Source organism: Halalkalibacter wakoensis JCM 9140 (assembly GCF_000513095.1).
Classification (GTDB): domain Bacteria; phylum Bacillota; class Bacilli; order Bacillales; family Bacillaceae_D; genus Halalkalibacter; species Halalkalibacter wakoensis.
Genome location: NZ_BAUT01000010.1, coordinates 56573 through 81104 on the forward strand (window position 1 = coordinate 56573; position 24532 = coordinate 81104).

At 37.7% G+C, this 24532-nt stretch carries 30 protein-coding genes; 24 read left to right on the top strand and 6 right to left on the bottom strand.

From position 1 onward, the window contains the following. Positions 1-100 precede the first annotated feature (100 nt). The gene (locus JCM9140_RS06430) at positions 101-349 is read left to right on the top strand and encodes an efflux RND transporter permease subunit (RefSeq protein ID WP_235715296.1); all 249 of its coding nucleotides are present in this window, start codon (positions 101-103) and stop codon (positions 347-349) included. Between the two features lie 66 nt (positions 350-415). Here the strand turns inward: JCM9140_RS06430 and JCM9140_RS06435 are convergent, their stop codons facing one another. Beyond that, positions 416-1276 (bottom strand): MBL fold metallo-hydrolase, encoded by an 861-nt coding sequence (locus JCM9140_RS06435; RefSeq protein WP_034743966.1) that lies wholly within the window; start codon positions 1274-1276, stop codon positions 416-418. Between the two features lie 92 nt (positions 1277-1368). Here JCM9140_RS06435 and gloA2 point away from each other — a divergent pair, with 92 nt between their 5' ends. Both gloA2 and JCM9140_RS06445 read left to right on the top strand, forming a co-directional pair. Next, positions 1369-1824, top strand: a complete 456-nt coding sequence (gene gloA2, locus JCM9140_RS06440) for an SMU1112c/YaeR family gloxylase I-like metalloprotein (RefSeq protein WP_052002104.1) — start codon at positions 1369-1371, stop codon at positions 1822-1824. Positions 1825-1881: 57 nt separating this feature from the next. Continuing rightward, positions 1882-2085, top strand: coding sequence for an alpha/beta-type small acid-soluble spore protein (locus JCM9140_RS06445; RefSeq protein ID WP_034743969.1), 204 nt, complete (start codon positions 1882-1884; stop codon positions 2083-2085). A gap of 69 nt (positions 2086-2154) precedes the next feature. Here JCM9140_RS06445 and JCM9140_RS06450 read toward each other — a convergent pair whose 3' ends face one another. The 3 genes from JCM9140_RS06450 to JCM9140_RS06460 all read right to left on the bottom strand — a co-directional run bounded on the left by JCM9140_RS06450 (position 2155) and on the right by JCM9140_RS06460 (position 4330). Beyond that, positions 2155-2931, bottom strand: a complete 777-nt coding sequence (locus JCM9140_RS06450) for an alpha/beta hydrolase family protein (RefSeq protein ID WP_052002105.1) — start codon at positions 2929-2931, stop codon at positions 2155-2157. A 150-nt stretch (positions 2932-3081) separates the two neighbouring features. Further along, entirely contained in the window at positions 3082-3768 is a 687-nt protein-coding gene (locus tag JCM9140_RS06455) for a hypothetical protein (protein WP_034743972.1), read from the bottom strand. A gap of 319 nt (positions 3769-4087) precedes the next feature. After that, on the bottom strand, positions 4088-4330 hold the full coding sequence (locus JCM9140_RS06460; RefSeq protein ID WP_034743974.1) for a hypothetical protein: 243 nt from the start codon (positions 4328-4330) through the stop codon (positions 4088-4090). 212 nt (positions 4331-4542) lie between these two features. Here JCM9140_RS06460 and JCM9140_RS06465 point away from each other — a divergent pair, with 212 nt between their 5' ends. The 14 genes from JCM9140_RS06465 to JCM9140_RS06530 all read left to right on the top strand — a co-directional run bounded on the left by JCM9140_RS06465 (position 4543) and on the right by JCM9140_RS06530 (position 16278). Further along, complete coding sequence (locus JCM9140_RS06465; protein ID WP_034743976.1) at positions 4543-5706, top strand: D-alanyl-D-alanine carboxypeptidase family protein; 1164 nt, start codon at positions 4543-4545, stop codon at positions 5704-5706. A gap of 164 nt (positions 5707-5870) precedes the next feature. After that, the gene (spoIIAA, locus tag JCM9140_RS06470; protein ID WP_034743978.1) at positions 5871-6221 is read left to right on the top strand and encodes an anti-sigma F factor antagonist; all 351 of its coding nucleotides are present in this window, start codon (positions 5871-5873) and stop codon (positions 6219-6221) included. Positions 6222-6224: 3 nt separating this feature from the next. After that, a complete protein-coding gene (spoIIAB, locus tag JCM9140_RS06475; RefSeq protein WP_034743980.1) occupies positions 6225-6665 on the top strand; it encodes an anti-sigma F factor in 441 nt (146 codons plus the stop codon). Between the two features lie 12 nt (positions 6666-6677). Then, positions 6678-7442, top strand: coding sequence for an RNA polymerase sporulation sigma factor SigF (gene sigF, locus JCM9140_RS06480; RefSeq protein WP_034743981.1), 765 nt, complete (start codon positions 6678-6680; stop codon positions 7440-7442). A gap of 324 nt (positions 7443-7766) precedes the next feature. Continuing rightward, positions 7767-8189, top strand: coding sequence for a stage V sporulation protein AC (gene spoVAC, locus JCM9140_RS06485; protein WP_156314814.1), 423 nt, complete (start codon positions 7767-7769; stop codon positions 8187-8189). Positions 8190-8204: 15 nt separating this feature from the next. Beyond that, positions 8205-9209 (top strand): stage V sporulation protein AD, encoded by a 1005-nt coding sequence (spoVAD, locus tag JCM9140_RS06490; protein ID WP_034743983.1) that lies wholly within the window; start codon positions 8205-8207, stop codon positions 9207-9209. 3 nt (positions 9210-9212) lie between these two features. Beyond that, positions 9213-9566, top strand: coding sequence for a stage V sporulation protein AE (gene spoVAE / locus JCM9140_RS06495; RefSeq protein WP_034743985.1), 354 nt, complete (start codon positions 9213-9215; stop codon positions 9564-9566). A 5-nt stretch (positions 9567-9571) separates the two neighbouring features. Further along, the gene (spoVAEA, locus tag JCM9140_RS06500; protein ID WP_034743987.1) at positions 9572-10147 is read left to right on the top strand and encodes a stage V sporulation protein SpoVABEA; all 576 of its coding nucleotides are present in this window, start codon (positions 9572-9574) and stop codon (positions 10145-10147) included. Then, positions 10131-11618 (top strand): spore germination protein, encoded by a 1488-nt coding sequence (locus tag JCM9140_RS06505; RefSeq protein WP_034743989.1) that lies wholly within the window; start codon positions 10131-10133, stop codon positions 11616-11618. Before spoVAEA ends, JCM9140_RS06505 begins: the two co-directional genes overlap by 17 nt. A gap of 269 nt (positions 11619-11887) precedes the next feature. Beyond that, entirely contained in the window at positions 11888-13207 is a 1320-nt protein-coding gene (gene lysA / locus JCM9140_RS06510) for a diaminopimelate decarboxylase (protein ID WP_034743991.1), read from the top strand. Positions 13208-13328: 121 nt separating this feature from the next. After that, positions 13329-13766, top strand: a complete 438-nt coding sequence (locus tag JCM9140_RS06515) for a peptidylprolyl isomerase (protein WP_034743994.1) — start codon at positions 13329-13331, stop codon at positions 13764-13766. Positions 13767-13839: 73 nt separating this feature from the next. Then, positions 13840-14760, top strand: a complete 921-nt coding sequence (locus JCM9140_RS06520; RefSeq protein ID WP_034744044.1) for an NAD(P)/FAD-dependent oxidoreductase — start codon at positions 13840-13842, stop codon at positions 14758-14760. A 342-nt stretch (positions 14761-15102) separates the two neighbouring features. Then, a complete protein-coding gene (locus JCM9140_RS06525) occupies positions 15103-15750 on the top strand; it encodes a hypothetical protein (RefSeq protein ID WP_034743996.1) in 648 nt (215 codons plus the stop codon). A 102-nt stretch (positions 15751-15852) separates the two neighbouring features. After that, positions 15853-16278, top strand: a complete 426-nt coding sequence (locus tag JCM9140_RS06530) for a hypothetical protein (protein ID WP_034743999.1) — start codon at positions 15853-15855, stop codon at positions 16276-16278. 92 nt (positions 16279-16370) lie between these two features. Here JCM9140_RS06530 and JCM9140_RS06535 read toward each other — a convergent pair whose 3' ends face one another. Continuing rightward, positions 16371-16988 (bottom strand): GDSL-type esterase/lipase family protein, encoded by a 618-nt coding sequence (locus tag JCM9140_RS06535; RefSeq protein ID WP_034744001.1) that lies wholly within the window; start codon positions 16986-16988, stop codon positions 16371-16373. A gap of 258 nt (positions 16989-17246) precedes the next feature. On the opposite strand from JCM9140_RS06535, the gene JCM9140_RS23040 reads away from it, so the two are divergent. The 6 genes from JCM9140_RS23040 to JCM9140_RS06560 all read left to right on the top strand — a co-directional run bounded on the left by JCM9140_RS23040 (position 17247) and on the right by JCM9140_RS06560 (position 23557). After that, positions 17247-17339, top strand: coding sequence for a YjcZ family sporulation protein (locus tag JCM9140_RS23040; RefSeq protein ID WP_156314816.1), 93 nt, complete (start codon positions 17247-17249; stop codon positions 17337-17339). 94 nt (positions 17340-17433) lie between these two features. Next, complete coding sequence (locus tag JCM9140_RS06540; RefSeq protein WP_268870553.1) at positions 17434-17694, top strand: stage VI sporulation protein F; 261 nt, start codon at positions 17434-17436, stop codon at positions 17692-17694. Between the two features lie 272 nt (positions 17695-17966). Further along, positions 17967-19199 (top strand): Zn-dependent hydrolase, encoded by a 1233-nt coding sequence (locus JCM9140_RS06545; protein WP_034744007.1) that lies wholly within the window; start codon positions 17967-17969, stop codon positions 19197-19199. Positions 19200-19470: 271 nt separating this feature from the next. Then, positions 19471-21204 (top strand): sensor histidine kinase, encoded by a 1734-nt coding sequence (locus JCM9140_RS06550; RefSeq protein WP_034744010.1) that lies wholly within the window; start codon positions 19471-19473, stop codon positions 21202-21204. Between the two features lie 17 nt (positions 21205-21221). Then, a complete protein-coding gene (locus tag JCM9140_RS06555) occupies positions 21222-21953 on the top strand; it encodes a LytR/AlgR family response regulator transcription factor (protein ID WP_034744011.1) in 732 nt (243 codons plus the stop codon). A gap of 161 nt (positions 21954-22114) precedes the next feature. Next, positions 22115-23557, top strand: coding sequence for a carbon starvation CstA family protein (locus JCM9140_RS06560; protein ID WP_034744014.1), 1443 nt, complete (start codon positions 22115-22117; stop codon positions 23555-23557). Positions 23558-23737: 180 nt separating this feature from the next. Here JCM9140_RS06560 and JCM9140_RS06565 read toward each other — a convergent pair whose 3' ends face one another. Further along, positions 23738-24061: a hypothetical protein gene (locus JCM9140_RS06565; RefSeq protein ID WP_156314817.1), complete on the bottom strand. Its 324-nt coding sequence runs from the start codon at positions 24059-24061 to the stop codon at positions 23738-23740. 203 nt (positions 24062-24264) lie between these two features. On the opposite strand from JCM9140_RS06565, the gene JCM9140_RS06570 reads away from it, so the two are divergent. Continuing rightward, on the top strand, positions 24265-24492 hold the full coding sequence (locus JCM9140_RS06570) for a hypothetical protein (RefSeq protein WP_034744016.1): 228 nt from the start codon (positions 24265-24267) through the stop codon (positions 24490-24492). Positions 24493-24532: the final 40 nt, after the last annotated feature.

The following is a 24532-nucleotide window of genomic DNA, read 5'->3' on the forward strand; positions in this document are numbered from 1 at the left end:
CTAGTTAGTTTGTTAAGAAGTTTGGACGAACCAACTAAAAGGATATGGGTGCTCCGTCTCACTGGCAGTTGAAGAAGCTGGAAAGTCTCGAATTCGTCCTATTTTTATGACAACATTAACGACTGTAGGAGGAATGCTCCCACTTGCTTTAGCAACTGGGGCAGCAAGCAACTACCAAGCCCCACTTGCAACGGTTGTCATATCAGGATTGTTGTTTTCGACATTGATTACACTAATATTAATTCCCGCTGTATATTTATTATTTAACGATATAACAAACGGATTGACTAAGGTCTTGAGAAAAGTACGTTTGAAAAAAGAGAATGATTCAGTATCTGAGAAAATGTAAATGAAGGTGATCACAATAGATGAAGGGCCTCACTATTTTATAAGGCCCTTCATGTGGTCACCTTTCTTAATGAGTGTTAGGGTCTACATAGCGCCCGTAATCTGGTATGGCCAATTTGTCAAAATCCCTAGCAAGTTTATCTAAGCTTTCTGTGAGTTCATCTCCGTACATGGGAACACCGTGACCTGTAATCGCAACAGTAGGTTCTAAGTGCTTTAAAATTCCTACAGATTCCCACGCGGCTTCCCAATCCGTTGTTAAATAACGAGGGGGTCCATTGATTTCTTTTTCTTGTGTTAACACTTTATAAAGGGAATCTTGCTTGACCGTAACAAAAGCATCACCGGCAATTAGTGCATTGTCATCAATGCGAATAAAGGAGCAATGCCCTGGTGTATGGCCTGGCGTATGAATCCAGCGCCAACCTGGTAATTCTGGAATGCGATGGTCTTTAGGTAACTCTTTTAAACGCTCTCCAAGCTGTGTTGGGCCATTTGGAAACAAGCCTGACATTTTTGCGATTAACCCACCTTCTACACTTGTATCAGGTTCTGGATAACTCTTTTCTCCCGTTAAGTAAGGAAATTCAGCTGAATGGGCATAGATTGGACAATCCCATTTTTCTGCTAACTCAACAATTGCCCCGACGTGGTCAAAATGTCCATGAGTTAATAAAATGGCTTTAGGCTGCTGTACGGAACCAAATTTCTCTGCTAAAGATTCTAGTATGTTATCAGCAGATTTTGGCATGCCTGTATCAACAAGAACCCAATCATTCTTTTTAGCTGGATTTCCTATAATACAAACATTCACGACTTGAATCGGCAAACAATAAATGTCACGTGCTACTTCTTGAATTTCCCCATTTGCTATAGAGGTAATGGGTATAAATTTATTATCCTCACTGTAATGCATTTCTTTATCCAAAAAAATCCCTCCTTTTATCAGTTGATCACATCTAGTTTTTGATGGATTGAAGGTTTTATGTAAGAAGACGAAAAGTAATCAGCAGGTGTATAATGTATGGTATCTATTTAGTAGGAGTGGTTGAATTGTTAAAGCAAATTCATCATGCAGCCATCATATGTTCAAATTATGAAAAATCAAAATCATTTTATGTGGATTTATTAGGTCTTAAGGTCATTCGAGAAACATTTCGTTCAGAGCGCCAGTCCTATAAATTAGATCTTCAGATTGGAACAAGCCAAATTGAGCTCTTTTCATTTTCAGAATCACCTAGCAGATTAAGTTACCCGGAAGCCAGGGGATTAAGACATTTAGCTTTTGAAGTGGATAATGTGGAATTAAGCAAGAAGTGGCTTGAGGATAAAGGAGTAACAGTTGAAGCTGTTCGAATGGATGAGCTAACAGGAAAGAAGTTCACCTTTTTTTGCGATCCAGATGGACTTCCTTTAGAGCTCTATGAAGCCAAAAATCCGGATAAAGAAAACTTTTCCAACAAAAAAGTTGAATAACTTGATTGTATTCTCACACAATAGTTACTGAAAACGAACAAAGCGAGGTGAACTAAAATGGCAAGCAACAACAGTAGTAACCAACTATTAGTACCAGGAGTTGAGCAAGCTCTTGACCAAATGAAGTATGAAATTGCTTCTGAATTTGGTGTACAACTTGGTGCAGATGCAACTGCACGTGCAAACGGTTCTGTTGGCGGCGAGATCACTAAGCGTCTAGTTCAACAAGCCGAGCAACAACTTGGTGGAACACAATTTTAATTAAATACCCTGGCCCACAAATGTTAATCATTTTGGAACCCCGTTCTGTGTAACGGGGTTCTTTTCTTTTTACATTACTTTTTGAATCCACTGGTAAGACCTTTTAAACAGTTCTTGCTCCCAAGATGTATTTGAGAATGTATGACCGGCCCCGTTGATTAAGCTATATTCTCTTTCTTGATCGTACCCGGATTCAGAAAGGGATTGTATGTAGGCTTTTGAGCTGTGAGAGGGAATATCCTGATCATTTGCCCCGTGAACAAGGTAGACGGTACCAGGAAATCGTTGAATTGATTTCAAAGGATGATGTTTTTTTAAATCCTCAAAAAAAGAATGACTTAATAAAAAGCCTCTATAATCATAATAACCATGTTTATGAGCTATCTGTTCGGCCTCCATTCCCGTGATGGAAGTAATATCTTGATAAGGATTAGCTACAGGAGCCCACAAAATAACATGTTTGATAAATGGAAACTGATAAGCCGTTAATGCAGTTAGTGCGCCGCCTAGGCTATGTCCAATGATTATAATATTGTTACGGTCTACTTCTTGTAATTGTGATACATACTCGATAGCTGATTTCAATTCATTGATTTGATTAGAAATCGTTACGTCTTTGTAATCCCCTTCACTTTCCCCACAACCACTAAAGTCAAAGCGAAAACATACAAATCCTTTATTTGAAAAATAATTGGCTGCTTTCACAAACATACGATGTTCCCCAACTTTGCTTCCAACAAATCCATGCACAAAAATAATAGTTGGAGAAGGCTGTTGATGATCTTCTGGTTTATGCAGAACAGCTGCTAATGTATTGGAATGAAAACGAATCTCTTGAGTCGGCATCTTTTGCACCTCGTAACTGTTTTTATATTAAGTAGTATAAAGGAAGAGATGGTGGATCTCAATTAAAATATACTAAAAAGATCGGATTAATGTGTATTTACCTTTTAAAAAAAGTTTGCCTCAGAAGTGTTGAGGCAAACTTTTATCATTTTAGTCTTCCATTTGAACGTTCCCATCAATTGTGTACGTGATTTCTTTATACCTTGCTTCTAATGTGTTAGGAGTATATTCTATTTCATCTTTTAGCAAAAAGTAATTCGACGACTGCCCGACTAGTAGCAATACATCTTTAAAGATAAAATGGGCTTGTAACTTATACGGTGCCGCATAAACCGTTTCTTCTAACAAAATGGAATAATGGTTGCCATCTTGACACATCGTTACTTCATTTTCTTCGACACACTCTCCGTCTTCTAACATCGTGAAATGAGAGTGAAGCATATCAGCATCATATAATACGTGTAAAGCTTTCTCAAGATGCTCAGTGTGTTCGGTTTCAATTTGCTGCTGTAGTTTTGTAAATTCATCAAGTTCCTCAACACTTGGCAAAATGTCAGCACGAAACAGGCGATCAAAGTAACTTTCTTCAGTATAAAAAAGCAACATTTCAGTTTCGAGTGTTGAGTACGCATGGTCCCACGTTGAGTACCATGATAAATCATCTGTTTCTGTTTCTGGAATGTTAGCAGCTGCCTCTGTATATGCATCATAAGCGATTTTGATATCATCAAGAGAACGGACGATAGGGTCGGGCTCTAATGAAATCGTCATATAAATGAGAGCGAGACCAATGAAAAGACCGCTCACATATTTTAATCGTTTTTCCTTTTCGATCATGAAAAAGATACCTATGTAGGCGATAAAGGAAATAAGCAAACTAATTAGAAACAAAGAGTAAGTGAGATAGGATTCAAAAAACAAACCTAATCCGCCAAGGGTTATCATCGCCAAAAAGATAGCAAATTTCCATTGCCTTTTTGAAATTGTAACATACCAGAAATAAAGTAAGGCAATGATGATCAAACCAATTTGTAAATAATGTAAAATAATGAATCAGTCCTTTAGTGTAATGGTGGAGTTCTAATCGAAGAACCATCTTCTATTATAAAGGTATCACCTTCGTATTCCCACGATAAAAAATCCGAGCTATACCGTATTATGTCATAAGGTGCATAATACGTACTTTCTCCATCATGTATAAAAGATATAGAGATAATAAAGGAGAACTGCTAAGAGATTGACTATTGGCATACGCATCCTCATCTAATGCAACGTCGTATTGATTCTTTTCTTTACAGACAGTTACATCTTTTCTTTCATATGTTTTCTTTTCTCCAAATGGTGATGAGACCAATAACAAAAATAATGACAGGAATATAAAAATCAAACATTTTTCCAAATCACTCCCTTTTTCTAGAAGTTCCTCTTATCCTATCATACGTTTTTACAGCCTGCTAGCTTTTAGAAAAGGTGAAAAAAATCTCTAGAATATGTATAAAACCAATAAGATCGGGAAAAATGGGGGGTAGCCAACTTGGGTGGATTTTCCTCTTTAGGAAAGGACTATCCACCTAAGGACGACTACGAAAATGAGATGGAGGTCGGATGGAGATGAGGAAAGTTCTATCCAGTATGTTAATCGTTTGCCTTATTTTAAGTGTGATAACACCAATGGCAAGCGCGGAAGAAAAGAAAGCTAAATTAGCTGAGAAGGCATCTTCTGCAATCGTAATTGAGCGTGATACAGGAGAAGTGATTTTCGACAAGAACAGTCATGAAAAATTACCTCCAGCTAGCATGACAAAGATCATGACGATGCTTCTAATTATGGAAGCGATTGACAAAGAAGCCATTAAGTATGAGGATATGGTACGAACAAGTGAGTATGCAGCCTCTATGGGTGGATCGCAAATCTTCTTAGAACCAGGTGAAGAAATGAGTGTGGAAGATATGCTTAAAGCAATCGCAGTTGCGTCTGCTAACGATGCATCTGTTGCAATGGCTGAGCATATTGCAGGTACAGAGGAAGAGTTTGTTGTCATGATGAATGATAAGGCGAAGGAACTAGGCCTTGATAATACGAACTTCATTAATACGAATGGTCTACCAGCAGAAAATCATTATACAACAGCGTATGATTTAGCAATGATCTCAAAAGAATTGCTGAAATACGAAGACATTACAAAGTTTACTGGAATATATGAAGATTACTTACGTGCGGACTCAGAAGAAGATAAATTTTGGCTTGTAAATACAAACAAATTGGTCAAATTTTATCCGGGAGTAGATGGACTGAAAACAGGTTATACCCGTGAGGCCATGTACTGCTTAACAGCAACAGCACAGAAAAACGATATGCGAGTCATTACTGTCATTATGGGGGCTCCATCTCCAAAAGAGAGGAATGCTCAGATTACGTCCATGCTTGATTACGCGTTTAGTCAGTTCCAAGCTCACAAACTCTATGACCGCGACCAAGTATTAGCTGATGTGAATGTTAGTAAAGGCGACAAAGATCAAATTCCTGTTGTTACATCTGAATCTGTTTCAATCCTTACAAAAAAAGGAGTGAAAATTGATGATGTGACAGAACGTTTAGAGCTAGACAATAACTTACGTGCACCGATTAAAAAAGGTGACGTTGTCGGAACGTTGTTTATTGAAAAAGAAGATGAAATTTTAAGTGAGACGCCGCTTGTAGCTGGTGATGATGTTCAAGATGCTTCTTGGTGGAAATTATTTAAACGCACTTTAGCGAAATTTGGAGCTGCGTAACGCCTTTTGGCAACTTTCTTCGAATAAGGACTAGTTTTGTCACCTTGCAGGAAGCAGGAAGAGAAAAGGCGAAATTCTCTCTAGCAAAGATGCAGTAGTAAGGATCTTTAAAAAGATTCATTTATACTATAACTATGCAGACGAACTAGAGGGAGTGATTAGAAGTGAGTTTACGAATTGACTTAGAGCAAAAAGGAAGTGTGTTACTCGTTAGGTTGGAAGGTGAACTTGATCACCATACAGCTGAAGAATTAAGAGGTCAGGTGGAAAAAGTGCTAGCTGATGGCCAAGTAAAGCATATTGTCTTAAACTTAGAATTACTGTCATTTATGGATAGTTCTGGTTTAGGTGTTATATTAGGTAGATATAAACAAGTCAAGGCAAGTGGAGGAGAGATGGTGGTATGTGCCATTTCTCCATCAGTCAAACGTTTGTTTGAAATGTCTGGATTGTTTAAAATAATCCGCTTAGAAGACAGTGAACAATTTGCTTTACAAACTTTGGGGGTGGCTTAAGCGATGCAAAATGTAATGGATTTAAAATTTTCAGCCCAGAGCCAAAACGAATCGTTTGCACGAGTAACAGTTGGTGCATTTATTGCGCAGCTTGATCCAACGATGGACGAAATGACAGAAATAAAAACAGTTGTTTCTGAAGCGGTGACAAATGCAATTATTCATGGGTATCACAATAAGCCTGATGGAATGGTATATATTCACTGTACACTCGATAATGGAACAATTGAGTTAACCATTCGAGATGAGGGTATGGGAATTCAAGATATTGAAGAGGCCCGTCAGCCACTCTTTACAACAAAACCGGAACTAGAGCGCTCGGGTATGGGGTTTACCATTATGGAAAATTTCATGGACGAACTTCAAGTTGTTTCTGAACCAATGATTGGGACAACTGTCTATGTAAAAAAAACACTTACAAATAGCAAAGCTATGTGTAATTAAGGAGTTTTGCCTATGGATGTCGAGGTAAAACAACAGAAGAAGAAGCAGGCACATTTTTCAGATTCAGAAGTAAAAGAACTGATTGCACGAAGCCAAGAGGGTGACCAGGACGCAAGAGATTTAATTGTTAACCGGAATACAAGACTCGTTTGGTCCGTTGTTCAACGTTTTATGAATCGTGGGTATGAAGCGGATGACTTGTTTCAAATTGGTTGTATTGGGCTAATCAAGTCAGTTGATAAATTTGATTTATCATATGATGTGAAATTTTCAACGTATGCAGTACCAATGATTATAGGGGAGATTCAACGATTTCTTCGTGACGATGGTACGGTTAAAGTAAGTCGATCCATTAAGGAACTTGGCAATAAAATTAGAAAAATGAAAGATGAAATGACCAAATCGCTAGGACGAACACCGACAGTGAACGAAATTGCAGAAGCTTTAGAAATCACGCCAGAAGAAGTTGTTTTTGCAGGCGAAGCAAGTCGGTCATTATCGTCTATTCATGAGACTGTTTATGAGAATGATGGAGATCCAATTACATTGCTTGATCAAATTGCAGACCAAACGGAAACAAAATGGTTTGATAAAATTGCGTTAAAAGAAGCAATCCGAGACCTTGATGAACGGGAGCGACTGATCGTTTATCTCCGGTATTACAAAGACCAAACGCAATCAGAGGTTGCATCAAGACTTGGAATATCCCAAGTTCAAGTTTCGAGGTTAGAAAAGAAAATTCTAGAACAAATGAAGCTTGAAATGGGAGATGTGTAAATAAGCAAACATCCCGCTCAAATGAGAGGGGTGTTTGCTTATTTTTTACTGGTTTGATTTGGTGAAAGAAAACTTTTCAAAGAAACACAAAGGGAAATAATAATGGATTAGAAAACGGACTGCCTATAAAAGATCATTATCGATCTTTTGGGGCGGGCCGTTTTTTAGGTTGTCTGAAAAGATAAACTCATGTGGATAGAAAATCAATCCTTCAGTCATACTAACATTACCATTCTGTTTCATTTATCCAAGTTAGAGGAAGTAAGGAAAGGTTGGGTAATATGGGAGTCGATGAAAATCAGAAAAAATTGATATCAAAAAAACATAAAATTATATCAACCGAAAAGCCACATATTGAAAAATGGATTGAAAGCTTTTTTAGTAGGTGGTTTCATTTGTGCGTTTGGACAAGGGATCAGTCGGTTGTACATGACATTCTTGCCTATTACGCAAGAAGAGGCGATGAGTCCGACCTTGGCAACATTAATTTTACTAGCTGCATTAGCGACTGGATTTGGTATATATGATAAACTCGGACAATTTGCTGGAGCTGGCTCATTGGTCCCAGTAACAGGTTTTTCAAATGCCATGACGAGTGCTGCGCTTGAACATAAAAGTGAAGGTCTTGTTTTTGGTATCGGCGCGAACATGTTTAAACTTACCGGTGCAGTTATTGCCTTTGGTGTATTGTCTGCTTACTTAGTTGGATTAACAAGAATGCTTGTTGAAATGTTGATTAATTCGTAAAAGGACGTGTTTAAGTTGCAGAGACGAGGGAAACAAACATGGCATTTTGATCAACCTGTCTATATACAAGGGACGGGGACGGCAGTTGGTCCGGAAGAATTAAAAGGTCCCCTCGGCAGTTATTTTGATGTTACTTATAACAATTTATATGCAGACCAAGATAACTGGGAGTTAGCAGAGCGAAAGTTAATGCAGGATGCAGTCGAAACGGCATTGAAGAACGCCGAGAAAAAAAGCGAGGAAATGGATTATTTTTTTGCTGGTGATTTGCTAAATCAAATCGTGACATCTAATTATTATGCTCGTGAGCTTGACGTACCTTACTTTGGTCTTTTTTCAGCCTGCGCCACTGTAATGGAGGGGCTAGCACTTTCATCTTTGTTTGTTGATTCAGGTGTCGCTAATTATACATTAACAGCAGTGAGTAGTCATAATGCGACAGCAGAGCGCCAATTTCGTTATCCTACTGAATTCGCGGGGCAACGTCCTGATTCTTCCACTTTTACGGTAACCGGTGCTGGAGCCGTTGTAGTTGGGAAAAAGCAATCATCTATAAAAGTAACAGATGCTACGATCGGAAAAGTTAAAGACTACGGAATTAAACAGCCTTTTGATATGGGTTCAGCGATGGCTCCTGCTGCGGCTGATACCATTGTGACTCATCTGAGGGAAACAGGACGTGATCAATCTTATTATGATGTCATCGTGACAGGAGATTTGTCTCGTGTAGGAAGTGGAATTTTGCGTAAGCTAGTACAAGATAGAGGAATCACACTAGAACGTTATGAAGATTGTGGAATCATGATCTACCATCAAGAACAGCCTGTTTTCTCAGGAGGAAGCGGAGCAGCCTGCCCGGCCGTTGTCACGTTTGGTCATTTATTTAAAGAAATGAAACGAGGAAACATTAACCGAATGCTTGTAGTCGCAACAGGAGCATTATTAAGTCCATTAATGATTCAACAAAAAGAGTCGATTCCTAGTATTGCTCATGCTGTTGCTTTTGAACGGGAGGAGTAAAACATGTTTGAATATGTTGCAGCTTTTGTTGTAGGGGGAATCATTTGTTTCTTTGGGCAAATGTTAATGGATATTGGCAAGTTGTCTCCTACTCATACACTTTGTACTCTTGTTGTAGCGGGTGCTCTCCTTGATGGGTTTCATTTGTATGATCGACTCATTGATTTTGCAGGGGCCGGTGCAACGGTTCCGATTACAAGCTTTGGTCATTCTCTTGTACACGGGGCTATGTCAGAAGGCGATCGATATGGATTTTTTGGTATTGGTATGGGGGTTTTTGAAGTAACGTCAGTCGGAATTTCTTCGACCATTTTATTTAGTTTTTTAGTAGCGATGTTTTTTAAACCAAAGGGGTGAACAAAATGGAGAGACGAAAAGTTATCCTCATAACAGATGGCGATGAACATGCAAAACAAGTTGTCGAATTTGTTGCGAAAGAAATAGGTGGAAGATGTATTAGTTACTCATATGGGAATCCAACTCCGATTAGTGGAGAGGAAATTGTCTCTCTCATTTTGACAACCCCATATGATCCGGTTTTAGTCATGTTTGATGATTGTGGACAGCGTGATGAAGGGATTGGCGAAAAGGCCATGCATTATGTTGCGACTCATCCGAAAATTGACGTATTAGGTGCGATTGCAGTCGCTTCCTCGACTCATTCTAGTGAATGGACGCATGTTGATGTAAGCGTCGATCGCTATGGACATTTAACAGAATATGGAGTAGATAAAGAAGGTATACCAGATTTGGAAATTGGCAGAATAAATGGCGATACAGTTTATATATTGGATGAGCTTAATATTCCTGTTGTAGTAGGTGTTGGTGACATAGGAAAAATGGCTGGATTTGATACGTTAAAAAAAGGAGCGCCAATAACGAAACAAGCAGTTGAAATTATTTTGGAACGGAGCGGATATCATGAGTCAAGTACATGAAAAAAAAGAGACCCCGATATCACGTAAGATTGTTGAAAATGAAGCAGAGATAAAGAAACGACTCGGTTTTGGTACGTCATTTGACGTTGGGATACGAACATTTACGATATTGGATAAGCATATCCAGATGTATTTTGTAAATGGTTTATGTGATATTCAATACATTATCGAATTGCTCAAAGAGTTAATGGAGTTAGATGCCAGAGATCGGAAAAATGAGACAACAAATGTGAAAATGGCTATTCGAAACCATTTGCCACATGTGCAAGTCGAGTATTCGGATACACTTGAAGATTCCATTACTAAAATGCTTTCGGGACTTGTTTTTATTCTAATTGAAGGGGAAGACCAAGCTCTTGTTATTGATGTTCGTAGCTATCCTGGACGTGGTCCTGAAGAACCCGATACAGAGAGGGTCGTTCGGGGTTCGCGCGATGGTTACACAGAAAATATAATCTTAAACACGGCTCTTACACGCAGACGGATTCGGGATGAAAATTTACGGAATGAAATTATGCAAGTAGGAGAACGTTCAAAAACGGATATTTGTATTTCCTATGTTGATGGGGTTGCAGATCCGAAGATGGTAGAGATTTTGAAGAAAGAGTTAGAAGCCATTAATATTGATGGTATTTCGATGGCTGATAAAATAGTTGAAGAGTACTTAGTAAAGCAAGGATTTAATCCTTTCCCTTTAGTAAGGTATACAGAACGACCTGACGTAGCGGCTAATCATTTACTTGAAGGACATGTATTAATCATGGTTGATACGTCACCAAGTGTTATTATTACACCAACGACGTTTTTTCATCATGTCCAACATGCGGAGGAATATAGACAGGCTCCTATGATTGGAACGTTCTTAAGATGGACACGATTTATTGGCATCATCTTTTCATTATTAGTTTTACCTTTTTGGTTATTGATGGTCATGCAACCATCGCTATTACCAGCTGGCCTGGATTTTATAGGTCTAAATGAACCGAATAACATACCTGTTTTCCTGCAAATTGTGTTTGCCGAACTAGGAATAGAGTTGCTCCGAATGGCAGCCATTCATACACCATCCCCACTTGCAACTGCATTAGGGTTAGTAGCTGCTCTCTTAATTGGGGAGATTGCGATACAAGTCGGATATTTTACTCCGGAAGTCATATTGTATGTGGCAATAGGAGCAATTGGAATGTTTGCAACACCAAGTTATGAACTAGGCGTTGCTTTAAGAGCAACAAGAATGTTTTTAATTATAATTGTAGCAATCTTTAAGGCGCCTGGTTTTATAGTAGGGACTACGTTGTTTATATTAGGATTGGCTGTAATTAAAACATTTGCCAAGCCTTATTTATGGCCATTTCTTCCATTCGATCCACCAGCAGCTTGGCATATTCTTATTCGATCTTCTGTACCATCAATGAGGTTCCGTCCAAGAATAGTTCATCCACAAGATCCAATTAAGCAAAAAACAGAATAGAGAAAGGGGGCCGAACCTACTTAGTTTATTAAAGTAGGTTTTGCCCGTACTCTTGATCAAACATTGCTATTATGATAAAGTATATTCATTCATTTTTATTTTTAAATTTAGCTGTCTAATTTCACTTAAATTAGATAATTGCTATGAAACTAACTTTTGTCATTGCATATCGTAATGGGGAAGCAGTACGCATGTTTAAGCAGCTGGTGTAGTACATTGGCTGCTTTTTTATAGGAAATGTTTTTGCTAAGAAGAAGGAGAGACCATAGATGTATACACATGGAACTAGTCAAATAAATGAACAAGGTCATCTAGAAATTGGTGGCGTTAATACAGTAGAGTTAGCGAATCAATTTGGTACACCTCTATTCGTGTATGATATTGCCTTAATCCGCGAGCGTGCTGAGCAATTTCAACAAGCGTTTAAAAAAGAGAATGTGCCATATCAAGTAGCGTATGCAAGTAAGGCTTTCAGCTGTGTAGCGATGTTTCAGCTTGCAGAGGAATTAGGTTTGAGTTTGGATGTTGTCTCTGGTGGGGAACTATATACAGCATTAAAAGCTGGATTTCCGATGGAGCGCGTTCATTTTCATGGAAATAACAAAAGCATGGCTGAACTGCAAATGGCGGTTGATGCTAAAATTGGTTGTGTTGTTGTTGATAATTTCTATGAGTTACAAGAGTTAAGTCGTATTTGTAAAGAAAACAAATTTACGATGAACATTCTGTTAAGAATTACTCCGGGGGTAGAAGCTCATACACATGATTATATCTCAACAGGACAAGAAGATTCGAAGTTTGGATTTGATCTTGTAAGTGGTCAAGTTCATGATGCTGTTAAGCTTGCAAAGGAAGATGAATGGGTAAATCTATTAGGCATTCATAGTCATATTGGCTCGCAAATCTTTGAAACTACTGGCTTTGTTATGGCTGTTGAGAAGATGTTTGAACTAATTGTCGAATGGAAAGATCGTTTTAATTTTATCCCTTCTGTGTTAAATCTTGGTGGTGGTTTTGGAATTCGTTATATTGAGGGAGATACACCACTTCCAGCTGGTGAGTATGTAACGAAAATGATTGAAGTTGTAAAGAAGAAGGCTTTAGAATCCGGTTTAACGATGCCTGAAATTTGGATTGAACCAGGTCGCTCACTTGTTGGGGATGCTGGAACAACTCTTTATTCAATCGGTTCCAAAAAACATATTCCGAACGTCCGCGACTATCTGGCCGTTGATGGTGGAATGAGTGACAACTTACGCCCGGCATTATACCAAGCTGAATATGAAGGAGTTCTCGCTAACCGTGCGAATGAGGAAGCAACAGAAACCTTCTCTATTGCGGGTAAATGTTGTGAAAGTGGAGATATGCTCATTTGGGATTTGCCTTTACCTAAAGCAAACCACGAAGATATATTAGCCGTTTTTTGCACAGGTGCTTATGGATATGCGATGGCAAATAACTATAATCGAATTCCACGTCCGGCTGTTGTGTTTGTTGAGGATGGAGAAGCATATGAAGTCATTAAGCGTGAACGTTATGAGGATTTAATTCGCTTAGATTTGCCAATGGTTAAAAAAATTACAAAATAACAACGAGAAGGGCTGGTTTCTAAAAATGAAATCAGTCTTTATTGTTTTGGTCATTCAATTTCACATTCCAATCTGAATCGTGTACAATAAGGTGAATCTAATCAAATTGGAGGCTATACATATGAAAAAAGGTTCTATTTCGTTTGAAAATGGAGAAAAGTTAGTAATTGAATTTTATCCAGAAGCAGCACCAGGACATGTTGAAAACTTTGAAAAACTAGCGAATGAAGGTTTTTATAATGGATTAACATTCCACCGTGTTATTCCAGGCTTTGTTGCGCAAGGTGGATGCCCAGTTGGCAATGGTACAGGTGGTCCGGGTTACACAATCAAATGTGAAACAGCAGGAAACCCGCATAAGCATGTAGCTGGATCTCTTTCAATGGCACATGCAGGAAAAGATACAGGTGGAAGTCAATTTTTCATCGTACATGAGCCACAACCACATTTAGATGGTGTTCATACGGTTTTTGGACAAGTTGTAGAAGGTCTTGATTCAGTGTATCGTATTAAACAAGGTGACACAATGAAAGAAGTAAAAGTTTGGGATGAAGAGTAATAAGGGAAAGAAGAGGGCAGACTAGGTCTGCCTTTTTTATTTGGAAATTTTAGCAGAGGAAGGAGCAGATACAATGGAACATCGAACAGTGGATGTCGCAATTGTCGGAGGAGGACCAGGCGGATTAAGTGCAGCTTTGGTCCTTGGCAGATCATGTAGAAGTGTTGTTTTAGTTGATTCTGGTCATCCCAGAAACGAAGTTACGTATGAATCACATGGTTTTTTGACACGAGATGGGATTAAGCCGTTTGAGCTTCGTGCTATTGCTCATGAGCAAATGCAAAAGTATGAAAACGTTACGATGATCAACGATCTCGTTCAAAGTGTCGAAAAGGATCAAAACCGGTTTAAAACAACTACTACAAGCGGTGTAGTTATTTCTAGCCGAAAGCTAATTTTTGCAACAGGACTAAAAGAACATTTGCCAACTATTCCAGGGCTTAAAGAAACGTATGGCAAATCCATTTTTTCATGTCCATATTGTGATGGCTGGGAACACCGAGATCAGCCTCTTGCGATTATCGGTAACCAGAAGGATCTCATTCACTCCATTCGTTTAATTTATAACTGGAGTAGAGATCTAGTTGTGATGACTCATGGACCAGCTGCTTTAACGGAAAAAGAGAAAAAAGAGGTAATGAATCGTGACGTTCGGATTATTGAGACTGAGATCAAAGAAATTTCTTCTGATGAAGGTTTATTAAAAGAAGTGGCTTTTGTTGACGGCGAAACCATACAAAGAAAGGCTGCTTTTCTTGTAAATACCGGTGCAGAACAAGCAACCTTCCTACCTGAAAAATTGGGTGTACCATTAACTAAAAATGGGTCATTCGAAACGAAAGAACATGGCAAAACCAAAATCGCTGGACTATATATTATCGGAGATGCAGCTAAACGCTTTACGGGTTTAATAGGTGCAGCAAGTGAAGGATATGAGACGGGTGTTCATATGAATCGGGAATTTGTAGAGGAAGATTGGATGAGAGATGCGTAAGATGATAAAAGACTTACTTTACTCAAAAAGAGGTTACTTGCCTAGTTGCAGCTCTTTTTGAGTATTTATTTTTATTAGAAGCAACAAAAAATTACTTGTTGTCGAATAAAAGATCTGTTTGCTATAATGAAAAAATATTATGAAAATTATTTGTTGCTACACTCCTCGTTTTCTACCTTTGTAAGGCCTCTATGTATCTATTTTTCCTAATTATGTTTAAAATTTTGAAAATTGGTTAATAAATAAAGATGGTCTATATACATGAACTTTGACATCATTGAGTAGTCCTAACAGCTAAGAAAGGACTGCCTTTTTGTCATATCATTAGGAAGTAGGTGCACAATGAGCAAATACAGATATGCTGAATATTGGAAGGCAAAAGCGAAAAGTGGAGAACAATGGCTTTCGCCAGCAACCCAAATTTACAAACAAAATGATTTAATATTTGTAGGACAAATTTTAAATATACACTCCGGCCAACAAGAATCCTTACGTTTACTTTTTCCAGATATAAAAGCAGTAGCTGGCTTTTTACAATATATTTTTCTCCCAACTGCATTTATTGGCTATTTTATGATTGATGAAATGGATCCGAAAACGATCATGTTAGGTGATGGTGCTTTTTCTAATCTACTTGATCAGCTGCCATTAAGAGAACAGTTTGATATGACAACAAAAGAGACGATGCAAGAGATATTAGACACAATAGAAGCCACTTGGATAATAGAAGAACAGGCTGCTTTTCTAGAAATAGAAAAAGCATTAAGATTACTAGAATCTATTAATGTTGAACATGTTATTACTTCATTTAATATTTTACGTTCACCAAGCGGTCTTGCGACTTGGCTTGTTAGTGAGTATGAAAATCAACCTATATTAGGCATAAATTCACTTGAAGAAGAAGTAAACATGAAAGTTCAAGATTTTATACAATTAAGTAAAGAGGCGGAATACCAACTTTTCAATCAAAGCGGTTTTTCCATACATTAGATAGCATTATGATTTTATAAAAAAATACTCATATACCCAATCATTCTCTGTCTTTTCTCCATAATGTAGTACCATAACGAAAAAACTTTGGAGGAGATTTGAATGACAGAAAAGAAAAAGTCGTTAAGCCAATTGCAACCGCTAGCTGATCGAACGGAGCCAATGCCTCTGCAAGAACTAAAAGATACGAAAGAGCCAAAGCCTACAAAACCGATTAAAGATGTGAAAAAGCCCGTTGATAAGAAACCAGAAGACAAAAAACCAGAAGACAAAAAACCAATTGAAGATAAAAAGCCAATTGAAGATAAAAAACCAGAGGATAAGAAAAAGCCTATCCCGGAGAAAAAGAAGCCAGTAGAGGAAGATAAAAAGCCTGAAAAACCAGTTGATGATAAAAAAGGGCCTGAAAAAAAGCCGGTTGTTGACCCTTGGACTCAATTATTATTTGGAATGCCAAGAAAGGCTGAACCTGTTGAGGATAAAAAAGATGAGCATCCACCAAGACCAAGAGGACTATTTTGGTTTTAATGGGAGGTGGAACCGGATTTAGCTATTTAAGCTAGTATCCAAATTTACACAAAAGATAGCTGAGGAACTTATCATCCTCAGCTATCTTTTTTTTATTTTTTAGGCTGCATAAAATCCCAAAAAGCCCGGTTGGCAATAATTTGATATCCTCTGTTATTTGGATGAAAGTCCCCTGCAAGTAACTTTGTACCATTCGATTGAAATGGATCATAAACATCTACATAGCTAACGGGTCCAGAAGAAAAGCGTCTTAAAACGTGATTAAATTTCTGAACAAAATAAGCACTATAAGGATGAAAGGGAATGGGATTATATAAACCAATTAATTGAACTTTGTATGGCCTTGGAGAAAAGGATTTGATCAACGCGATTTTTTGTAAAATTTGGCTGAGATTATAAACAAACAAATGAACACTTTGTTCGAGTGCATGTGGTTGGTTCTTGTTTCGATAGGCCTGAAGTAAATCATTTCCCCCAATTGTAATTGTGATTAGATCCGCTTGTGCAATGGCTTTTTTTATGTGGCTCGATGAAAGAGTTTGTAACAATTGACTCGAATTCATTCCTGGTTTTGCTTTAATACGTAAAGATACGGGAATTTGATATGTCGTCTCAATCATTTTTGCATAACGTTTCACAAAACCAGAAGACAATAAAGCACCGACTCCAACAGTCAAGGAATCTCCCAATGCTGTATAAGTGAAGTGCATTCAACTCCCTCCTAACAATATCTTGAAGCCACTGAAAAAAGTACAAACGAACCTTTTTCAGTGCCCTCCAATATCTTCTTATAGTAGTCTATGATGAAACCCATATAGTGAAAGGGCTAGTAACAGAGATGAGATAAAATTTTTAAATTCAATAAAAACAATACATTCACCCAAACACGTTAAAAATCATTTGCATATAGTAACCAAGAATAGCAGTTAAGAATTGCTATTTGAGTTGACGCGAAGGAGGTGTTAAGCATGGCAGGATTTGCACACGGAGGTGGCTTTGCGTTAATCGTTGTATTGTTCATCTTGTTAGTAATTATCGGAGCGTCATATGTAGGTTACTAATATGACGTTGTAGATGAAGGATGTGACCCCAATCGTTTCATACGATTGGGGCAGTTATTTATAAAAAAAATTTGGTGATGGGGAGGAAATGAATGTGCTAGGTAATCTTCTTTTTCAAAAAATTGAGAAGAAGACAGGAGTAAAAATGAGTGAAGTTCTAAGAATCGCTAATTCAGTTCAGAATGCTAATTTTCGTGATGAAACAACAGTACGGAATTTAATAAAAGATGTAGCAAAAGCGGCAAATAAAAACGTAAGCAAAGCACAAGAAGATCAAATTGTTGAGGCAATAACGAAGGACCCAAGTGCTCTAAATTACGATACGATTGGAAAAATGATGAATGAAAACAAATAAATATCCATATTTCGAAACCGATTGATGAGACGCTTCTCTTTAATCGGCTTTTTTCTGTTTGACAACCTTAATATTACATAAGAATAGGAATCTCTTAACCAGTCATGGATAAAAGAGCCATTATGGTTTTCTATGTTCAGTGGAAAAGAAAAAAGCGTGTAACAAATCTTTACGAAGTACATGTTTGTTTGAAAAGGAATCGATAGAATGAAAGGGAAGTTTAAAGTAGTTAGAAAAAGTGATATGGAAATTCTATAAGAAGGAGCGATTGAATGCAAACGCAAAAGCTATTAGTAAATGGAGGCAGGCTAAAAAAAGAATTAGAAACATTTGCTGATTTCGGCCGAACCCAAAACAATGGGGTAACACGTTTAGCTCTTTCTGAGGAAGACCGACTGGCACGAGATTACTTTTGTACTTGTTGTGAAGAGCTTGGCATGAACGTTAAGGTGGATGACATGGGATCCATCTATGCAACTCTTCCAGGAATAGAAGACAAACCACCAATTGTCATAGGCTCTCATTTAGATTCTGTAAAAAAAGGAGGACGTTTTGACGGAGTATTAGGTGTATTAGCAGGATTAGAAGTGGTTAGAACACTTGTTGATCATAACATTACTCCGAGAATCCCGATTACGATTATAAATGTGACAAATGAGGAAGGAGCAAGATTTGAACCATCTATGATGGCATCTGGTGTGCTTTCGGGGAAATTTGATAAACAAGAAATGCTGAAGAAAAAAGATTCTAATGGGATCACGTTTGAGGAAGCGTTGCAGGCGAGCGGGTATGCTGGTGATATTCGAAACCGGCTGGAAGAAGCAACGGCATTTTTAGAACTTCATATTGAACAAGGACCTGTTTTAGAAAGTGAAGGATTAGCGATTGGGGTCGTTGAAGCTGTAATGGGAATGGTTTGTTATGAGATTGAGATAACAGGGGAATCAGACCATGCTGGTACGACACCAATGCCGATGAGAAAAGATGCTCTATTTGCAATGAATGATTTTATTCAAAACATTCGTACTGAGTTAAATAAACTTGAGCAAGATCTTGTGTACACAGTTGGTCGAGTAAATGTGAAGCCAAATATTCATACAGTCATTCCAAATAAAGTTGTCTTTTCTTTAGAGGCACGTCATAAGGATGCTGAGGTGATAGACGACGTAGAAGAGCTTATAAGAAAACAAGCTGAAGCGATAATGAATGAAGGAGATTGCCAAGTGCAATTAACCAAAATGTGGTCACGTGACACGGTTTGGTTTGATGAAAAGTTAGTCACACTTCTTGAGAATTCTGCAAGTGCATTAGGGTATTCTTATAAAAGGATGATTAGCGGAGCAGGACATGACGCGCAGTTTATTAATAAAATTGCCCCATCTGTTATGCTGTTTGCTCCGAGCAAAAATGGAAAAAGTCATTGCGAAGAAGAGGAAACGTCATGGGAAGAATGCGAACAAGGAGCAAATGTATTATTAGAAACCGTTATGACGCTGTTGAAATAATATGTAAGAAAGAAGAGTTCCCCTTATCTATTACAAATAAGGGGAACTCTTCTACTTTAAGATTAACTAGTCAGAAGGACGACCGCCGTTTATTCTTAGAATGAAACACGTTTAAAGAGAGTTGTCCTAAGAGCAGTGATGTTCAATATTGTTATTGAATCCGTCTTTCCTGTAAACTAAATGTACAACTCTCATTTGCCTATTCCTATGGAACTGTTATGAGGGATTGTTTGCGATTTGTATATCCATTACCGATTTAGGAGAAAAGCCTATGTGGGAACTAATTTTAGTTATGCTGGAAAGACTAGGAATTATCGTAACTGTAGCCTTTGTGATGACACGTTTTAAATTTATTCGGCATTTAATTGAACGACGCCAAATGTCCACTAAGTCAAAGGTTAGTGTCATTATTATTTTTGGGCTATTTGGAATTATTGGTACATATACAGGTGTAAAAGTGAATCCTGAACAGGCCACCTATTTTCGGTGGATCATTGATTTAGGTGAAGGCGAAGCCATTGCCAATTCTCGAGTAATTGGAGTTGTAGTAGCCGGCTTGTTAGGAGGGTGGAAAGTAGGAGTAGGTGCAGGAATAATTGCAGGAACACATCGCTATTTATTAGGTGGTTTTACAGGTTTTGCCTGTGGACTATCGACAATTATTGCCGGGGCAATCGCTGGCTATTTTTATAAACAAAATAAAAACAACCGGATTATTTCTTTACAAACCGCTTTGATTGTTGGCATGCTTGCCGAAGCAGTCCAAATGGGGATTATTCTGCTGATCGCTCGTCCGTTTCATCAATCGATGCTTTTAGTTCAAGATATTGGTATCCCGATGATCATAGCAAATGGAATAGGTGCTGCTATCTTTATTTTGATTATTAGAAACGTTGTACAAGAAGAAGAAAAAATGGGGTCAATCCAAGCACAAAAGGCATTGAAATTAGCTGATTTAACATTGAAATATTTACGAAAAGGACTTTCGAAACAATCCGCTTTGCCTACATGCCAAATACTTTTAAATGAATTACGTGTTGATGCTGTTTCAATTACAGATAATGAAAAAATTCTTGCTTTTGTGGGCGTAGGCGAGGATCATCACGCACCTAATCAAAAAGTGCAGACAAGCGCAACATTAAGGGTCTTGTCAGAAGGGAAATTGGTGATTGCGAGCAAGGAAGAAATTGCCTGTCCGATGGAAAAATGCTCCCTGCAGGCTGCTATTATTGCACCGCTAAAAATCAAAGACCAAACAATAGGAACATTAAAATTTTACTATAGATCAGAAAAGGGTTTGTCGCCAACAACCATTGAATTAAGTAAAGGTCTGTCAACATTGCTCAGTCATCAGCTTGAACTGTCGGAAGTGGATCGACATTTAGAACTTGCAAAGCAGGCAGAAATAAAAGCACTGCAAGCTCAAGTCAGCCCTCATTTTTTATTTAATGCTTTAAATACAATTGTTGCTCTTGTTCGGACTGATCCAATGAAAGCTAGAAAGTTATTAATTTCACTCTCACATTATTTTAGACAAAATTTAGCAGGAACAACAGCTATCGAAACTACGTTAGACGAAGAACTCAAACATGTAAAAGCATATTTAGAAATTGAACAAACTCGTTTTTCTGATAAATTGTCTGTTCGTTACAAGATTGACCCAGAGGCTTTATCAGCTAAGATACCACCAATGACGTTACAACCAATTGTTGAAAATGCCATTAAACATGGCTTAAAGCAGTTACAACATGATAGTTATATCTTAATTGAAATAAGCAGAGCCGAGAAAGTCGTTACGTTACGAATTCATGATAATGGCAAAGGAATCAAACCTGAACGATTAAAAATAGTAGGCAAGGAGAATGTTCACTCAGAAAATGGAACAGGGATTGGTTTATACAATATTAATCGTCGGCTAGAAATGATGTATGGAACCGAGTCTTCCTTAGTGATAAAAAGTGAGGAAGAAAAAGGAACGACGATCTCGTTTGTAATACCAATTTAAGGATAGGAGAGAGTTTTATGAAAGCGAATATTAAAGTCATTATTATTGATGATGAACCGTACAGTCGCGATGAATTGCATTACTTGTTACAACTTTATAAAGATATTGATATTATTGGGGAAGCGGACTCAGGTGAAAAAGGATTAGAGATCATTATGAGAAAAGAGCCTGACGTTGTGTTTGTTGATATTGAGATGCCACAAATGTCAGGGCTCGAAATGGCCAAGGCATTACAAAACATGAAACGTCCCCCTCTTATTATTTTTGCTACGGCTTATTCAAATTATGCTGTAAATGCATTCCGTGTTCAAGCATTAGACTATTTAGTAAAGCCATTTGATGAACTTCAAATAGCGGAATTGATCGAACGTATTCGATCTCGTTTGGATGTTACCCGACAAAAAGAGGGGCCTATTGGAAAAGGAAAATTAGCTGTGGAAGAGAACGGTCGAATTGTATACCTCTCTCCGGAATCGATTACCTATATATTCAGGGAAGAACGAGAATCAGTGATTTGTACAGTAGACAAAAAATATAGTTTGAAATTGCCTATTAAAGATTTAGAAGAAAAGTTGAAGGGGTATCCATTCTTTCGTATCCATAAAAGTTATTTAGTGAATTTAGATATGGTTGAAGAACTGATTCCGTGGTTTAATGGGGCTTTTCAATTAAAAGTGTTTGGACAGAAAGATGAAATACCTGTAAGTCGTAATTATGTAAAAGCACTAAGGCAACGGCTTGAATTGTAAATGTGTCAGCTTAGTGAAATGAACAAAGGTCCCAATCATGCATTTGAGTCAAAAAAATGAACATGATAAGGAGATATTTATACACGTTGTCACAAAATAAACACAAAAAATAATAAATTAGCTATAATGAAAGCGTATTCAAAAAGGAAAGAGGTGTTTTTATGATTACATTTTTAGTATCCATTGCCCTTTTAATTATAGCTTATTTCACTTATGGGAAAGTCATTGAAAAGATGTTTGGTGTTAAAGAAGCGAGACCTACTCCAGCTTATAGCATGAAAGACGGGGTTGATTATATCCCAATGGGGACAAATCGAAACTCGTTAATTCAACTACTAAATATTGCGGGTGTAGGTCCGATCTTCGGTCCAATTATGGGAGCGCTTTACGGTCCAGTAGCGTTTATCTGGATAGTTGTTGGTTGTATTTTTGCAGGTGCCGTTCATGACTATCTAACAGGTATGATTTCTATTCGGAACAAGGGAGCGCATTTGCCTCAGTTAGCCGGTAAGTTTTTAGGAAAACCAATGAAACATATTGTGAATGCGATTGCTGTTCTTTTATTACTTCTTGTTGGAACCGTTTTCGTAACAGCTCCAGCGGGATTATTGTTCAACTTAATGGATGGAGTCATTGCATTAGGAATTATTACGGCCGTCATTTTTGCTTATTATATTTTAGCAACGATGCTTCCTGTTGATAAAATTATTGGTAAAGTTTATCCGATATTAGGAGCGCTATTAGTAATTAGTGCTGTTGGAATTGGCGGAATGCTAATCTTCACTGGTGCACCAATTCCAGAATTAACTCTTGAGAATATGCATCCAGCTGGAACAGCAATCTTTCCAATTCTTATGATTACAATTGCTTGTGGAGCGATTTCTGGGTTTCATGCAACACAATCACCGATTATTTCAAGAACACTTCAAAATGAACAAAATGGACGTAAAGTATTTTATGGAATGATGATTGTTGAAGGGATTATTGCCATGATCTGGGCTGCTGCTGCGATGAGTCTTTTCTACGGAACTGATTTAGCTGCCCTTATTGACCAAGGTGGTGCAGGTCTAGTTGTTAGTGAAGTTGCCTTCACGTTACTTGGTGCCATTGGTGGAACGTTAGCGGTACTAGGTGTTATTGTTCTTCCTATTACATCTGGAGACACAGCTTTCCGTTCGGCTCGAATGATTATAGCTGATTATATTAAAGTTCCACAGTTGAAAATCACAAGTCGTTTATGGATTGCCTTGCCGTTATTCGTAATCTCATTTATTCTTACGACAATGGACTTTACATTGTTATGGAGATACTTTGGTGTCACGAATGCTGCAATAAGTGGAATTGCGTTATTTGTTGGTGCTATGTATTTAGCGATTCAATATAAATTTCATTGGGTAGCAACGATTCCAGCAATATTTATGACAATGGTCTCTTTAACATTTATTTTTAGTGCCCCTATCGGTTTTGGATTACCGATGTCAACAGCGTATGTGGCTGCTACTGTTGGAACAATTATTATCCTTGCGTTATTTGCTTATAAATTGAAATTGAACCGAGCAGAAGCAAACTTTGAAATTGATGAAGATGTAAACAAAGTAGCATAATGCAAATCACCAGCATCCATTCTTAGGATGCTGGTGATTTTTCTGTTTATTCCATTGCGCTTTTGCCACTCATTTTCCGCTAAGGAGGTGCCTCTGCGACTGCGACTGTGGGGTCCCCTCTGCCTCTTTGTGAAGGCCATAGAAAAAGGTGAAAATCGCCTTTTTTCAATGCCTCGGTTATTAAAAACCATCCTCCATTGCTTGATATGGAATCTCAAGTGTTGACTCAACATTTCGTAAGCGTTGATTTAACCTTGTCATTCGTTCAAATTGACGTTCGTCATTTTGGTTTAACCGAGTAATTTCTTCATTGATTCGTTGAATTTCTGTATTTAGTCGTTGAATTTCTTGGTTTTGTCGAGTTAGTTCAGCTATTTGTTGTTGAATTTGATTTTCCAATTGAGTAACCCTTGCTTCTAATGCTGGTTGTCTATATAAGTTAGTAGGATAAGATCGAGTGTCATATGGTTGTTTAAAATGGCTAAAATTATATGGATTCATCATGTAGCGCTCCTCTTTTTGTTCATTTGTCTAAATAAATACACTACATACTCTATGTGTATGTGAGTCAAACGACAGGGCCTTTGCCTACAAAAAAATTTTTTAGATGATTTAATTTTTTGTGCGTAATGTCACATTTTTTTTAGAAGCTGCAGTAAGATACATGTAGAAAGGTAAATATAGAAAGAGCGATAGGAGGTTAAGAGATGATTTTATGCAAATGGATAGATTTTCAAACAGATACCGAGACCTACACACAAGCTGATTTCGAAGAGCTAGTGAATGATGAATTTCAAGCAATGATGTTTGAAGGTGATGAACAAATTCCAGCATACGTCTGGACGGTTAACTATGTGTGTATGATCAAAAAAGGCACACGAATGATTGCAGATATCTCCGTTACGAAAATTCCACGAAATCCAGTGTGTGCGTAACTTTTTTTAAAGTAAAACATGTGAAATGTTTCACAATAGA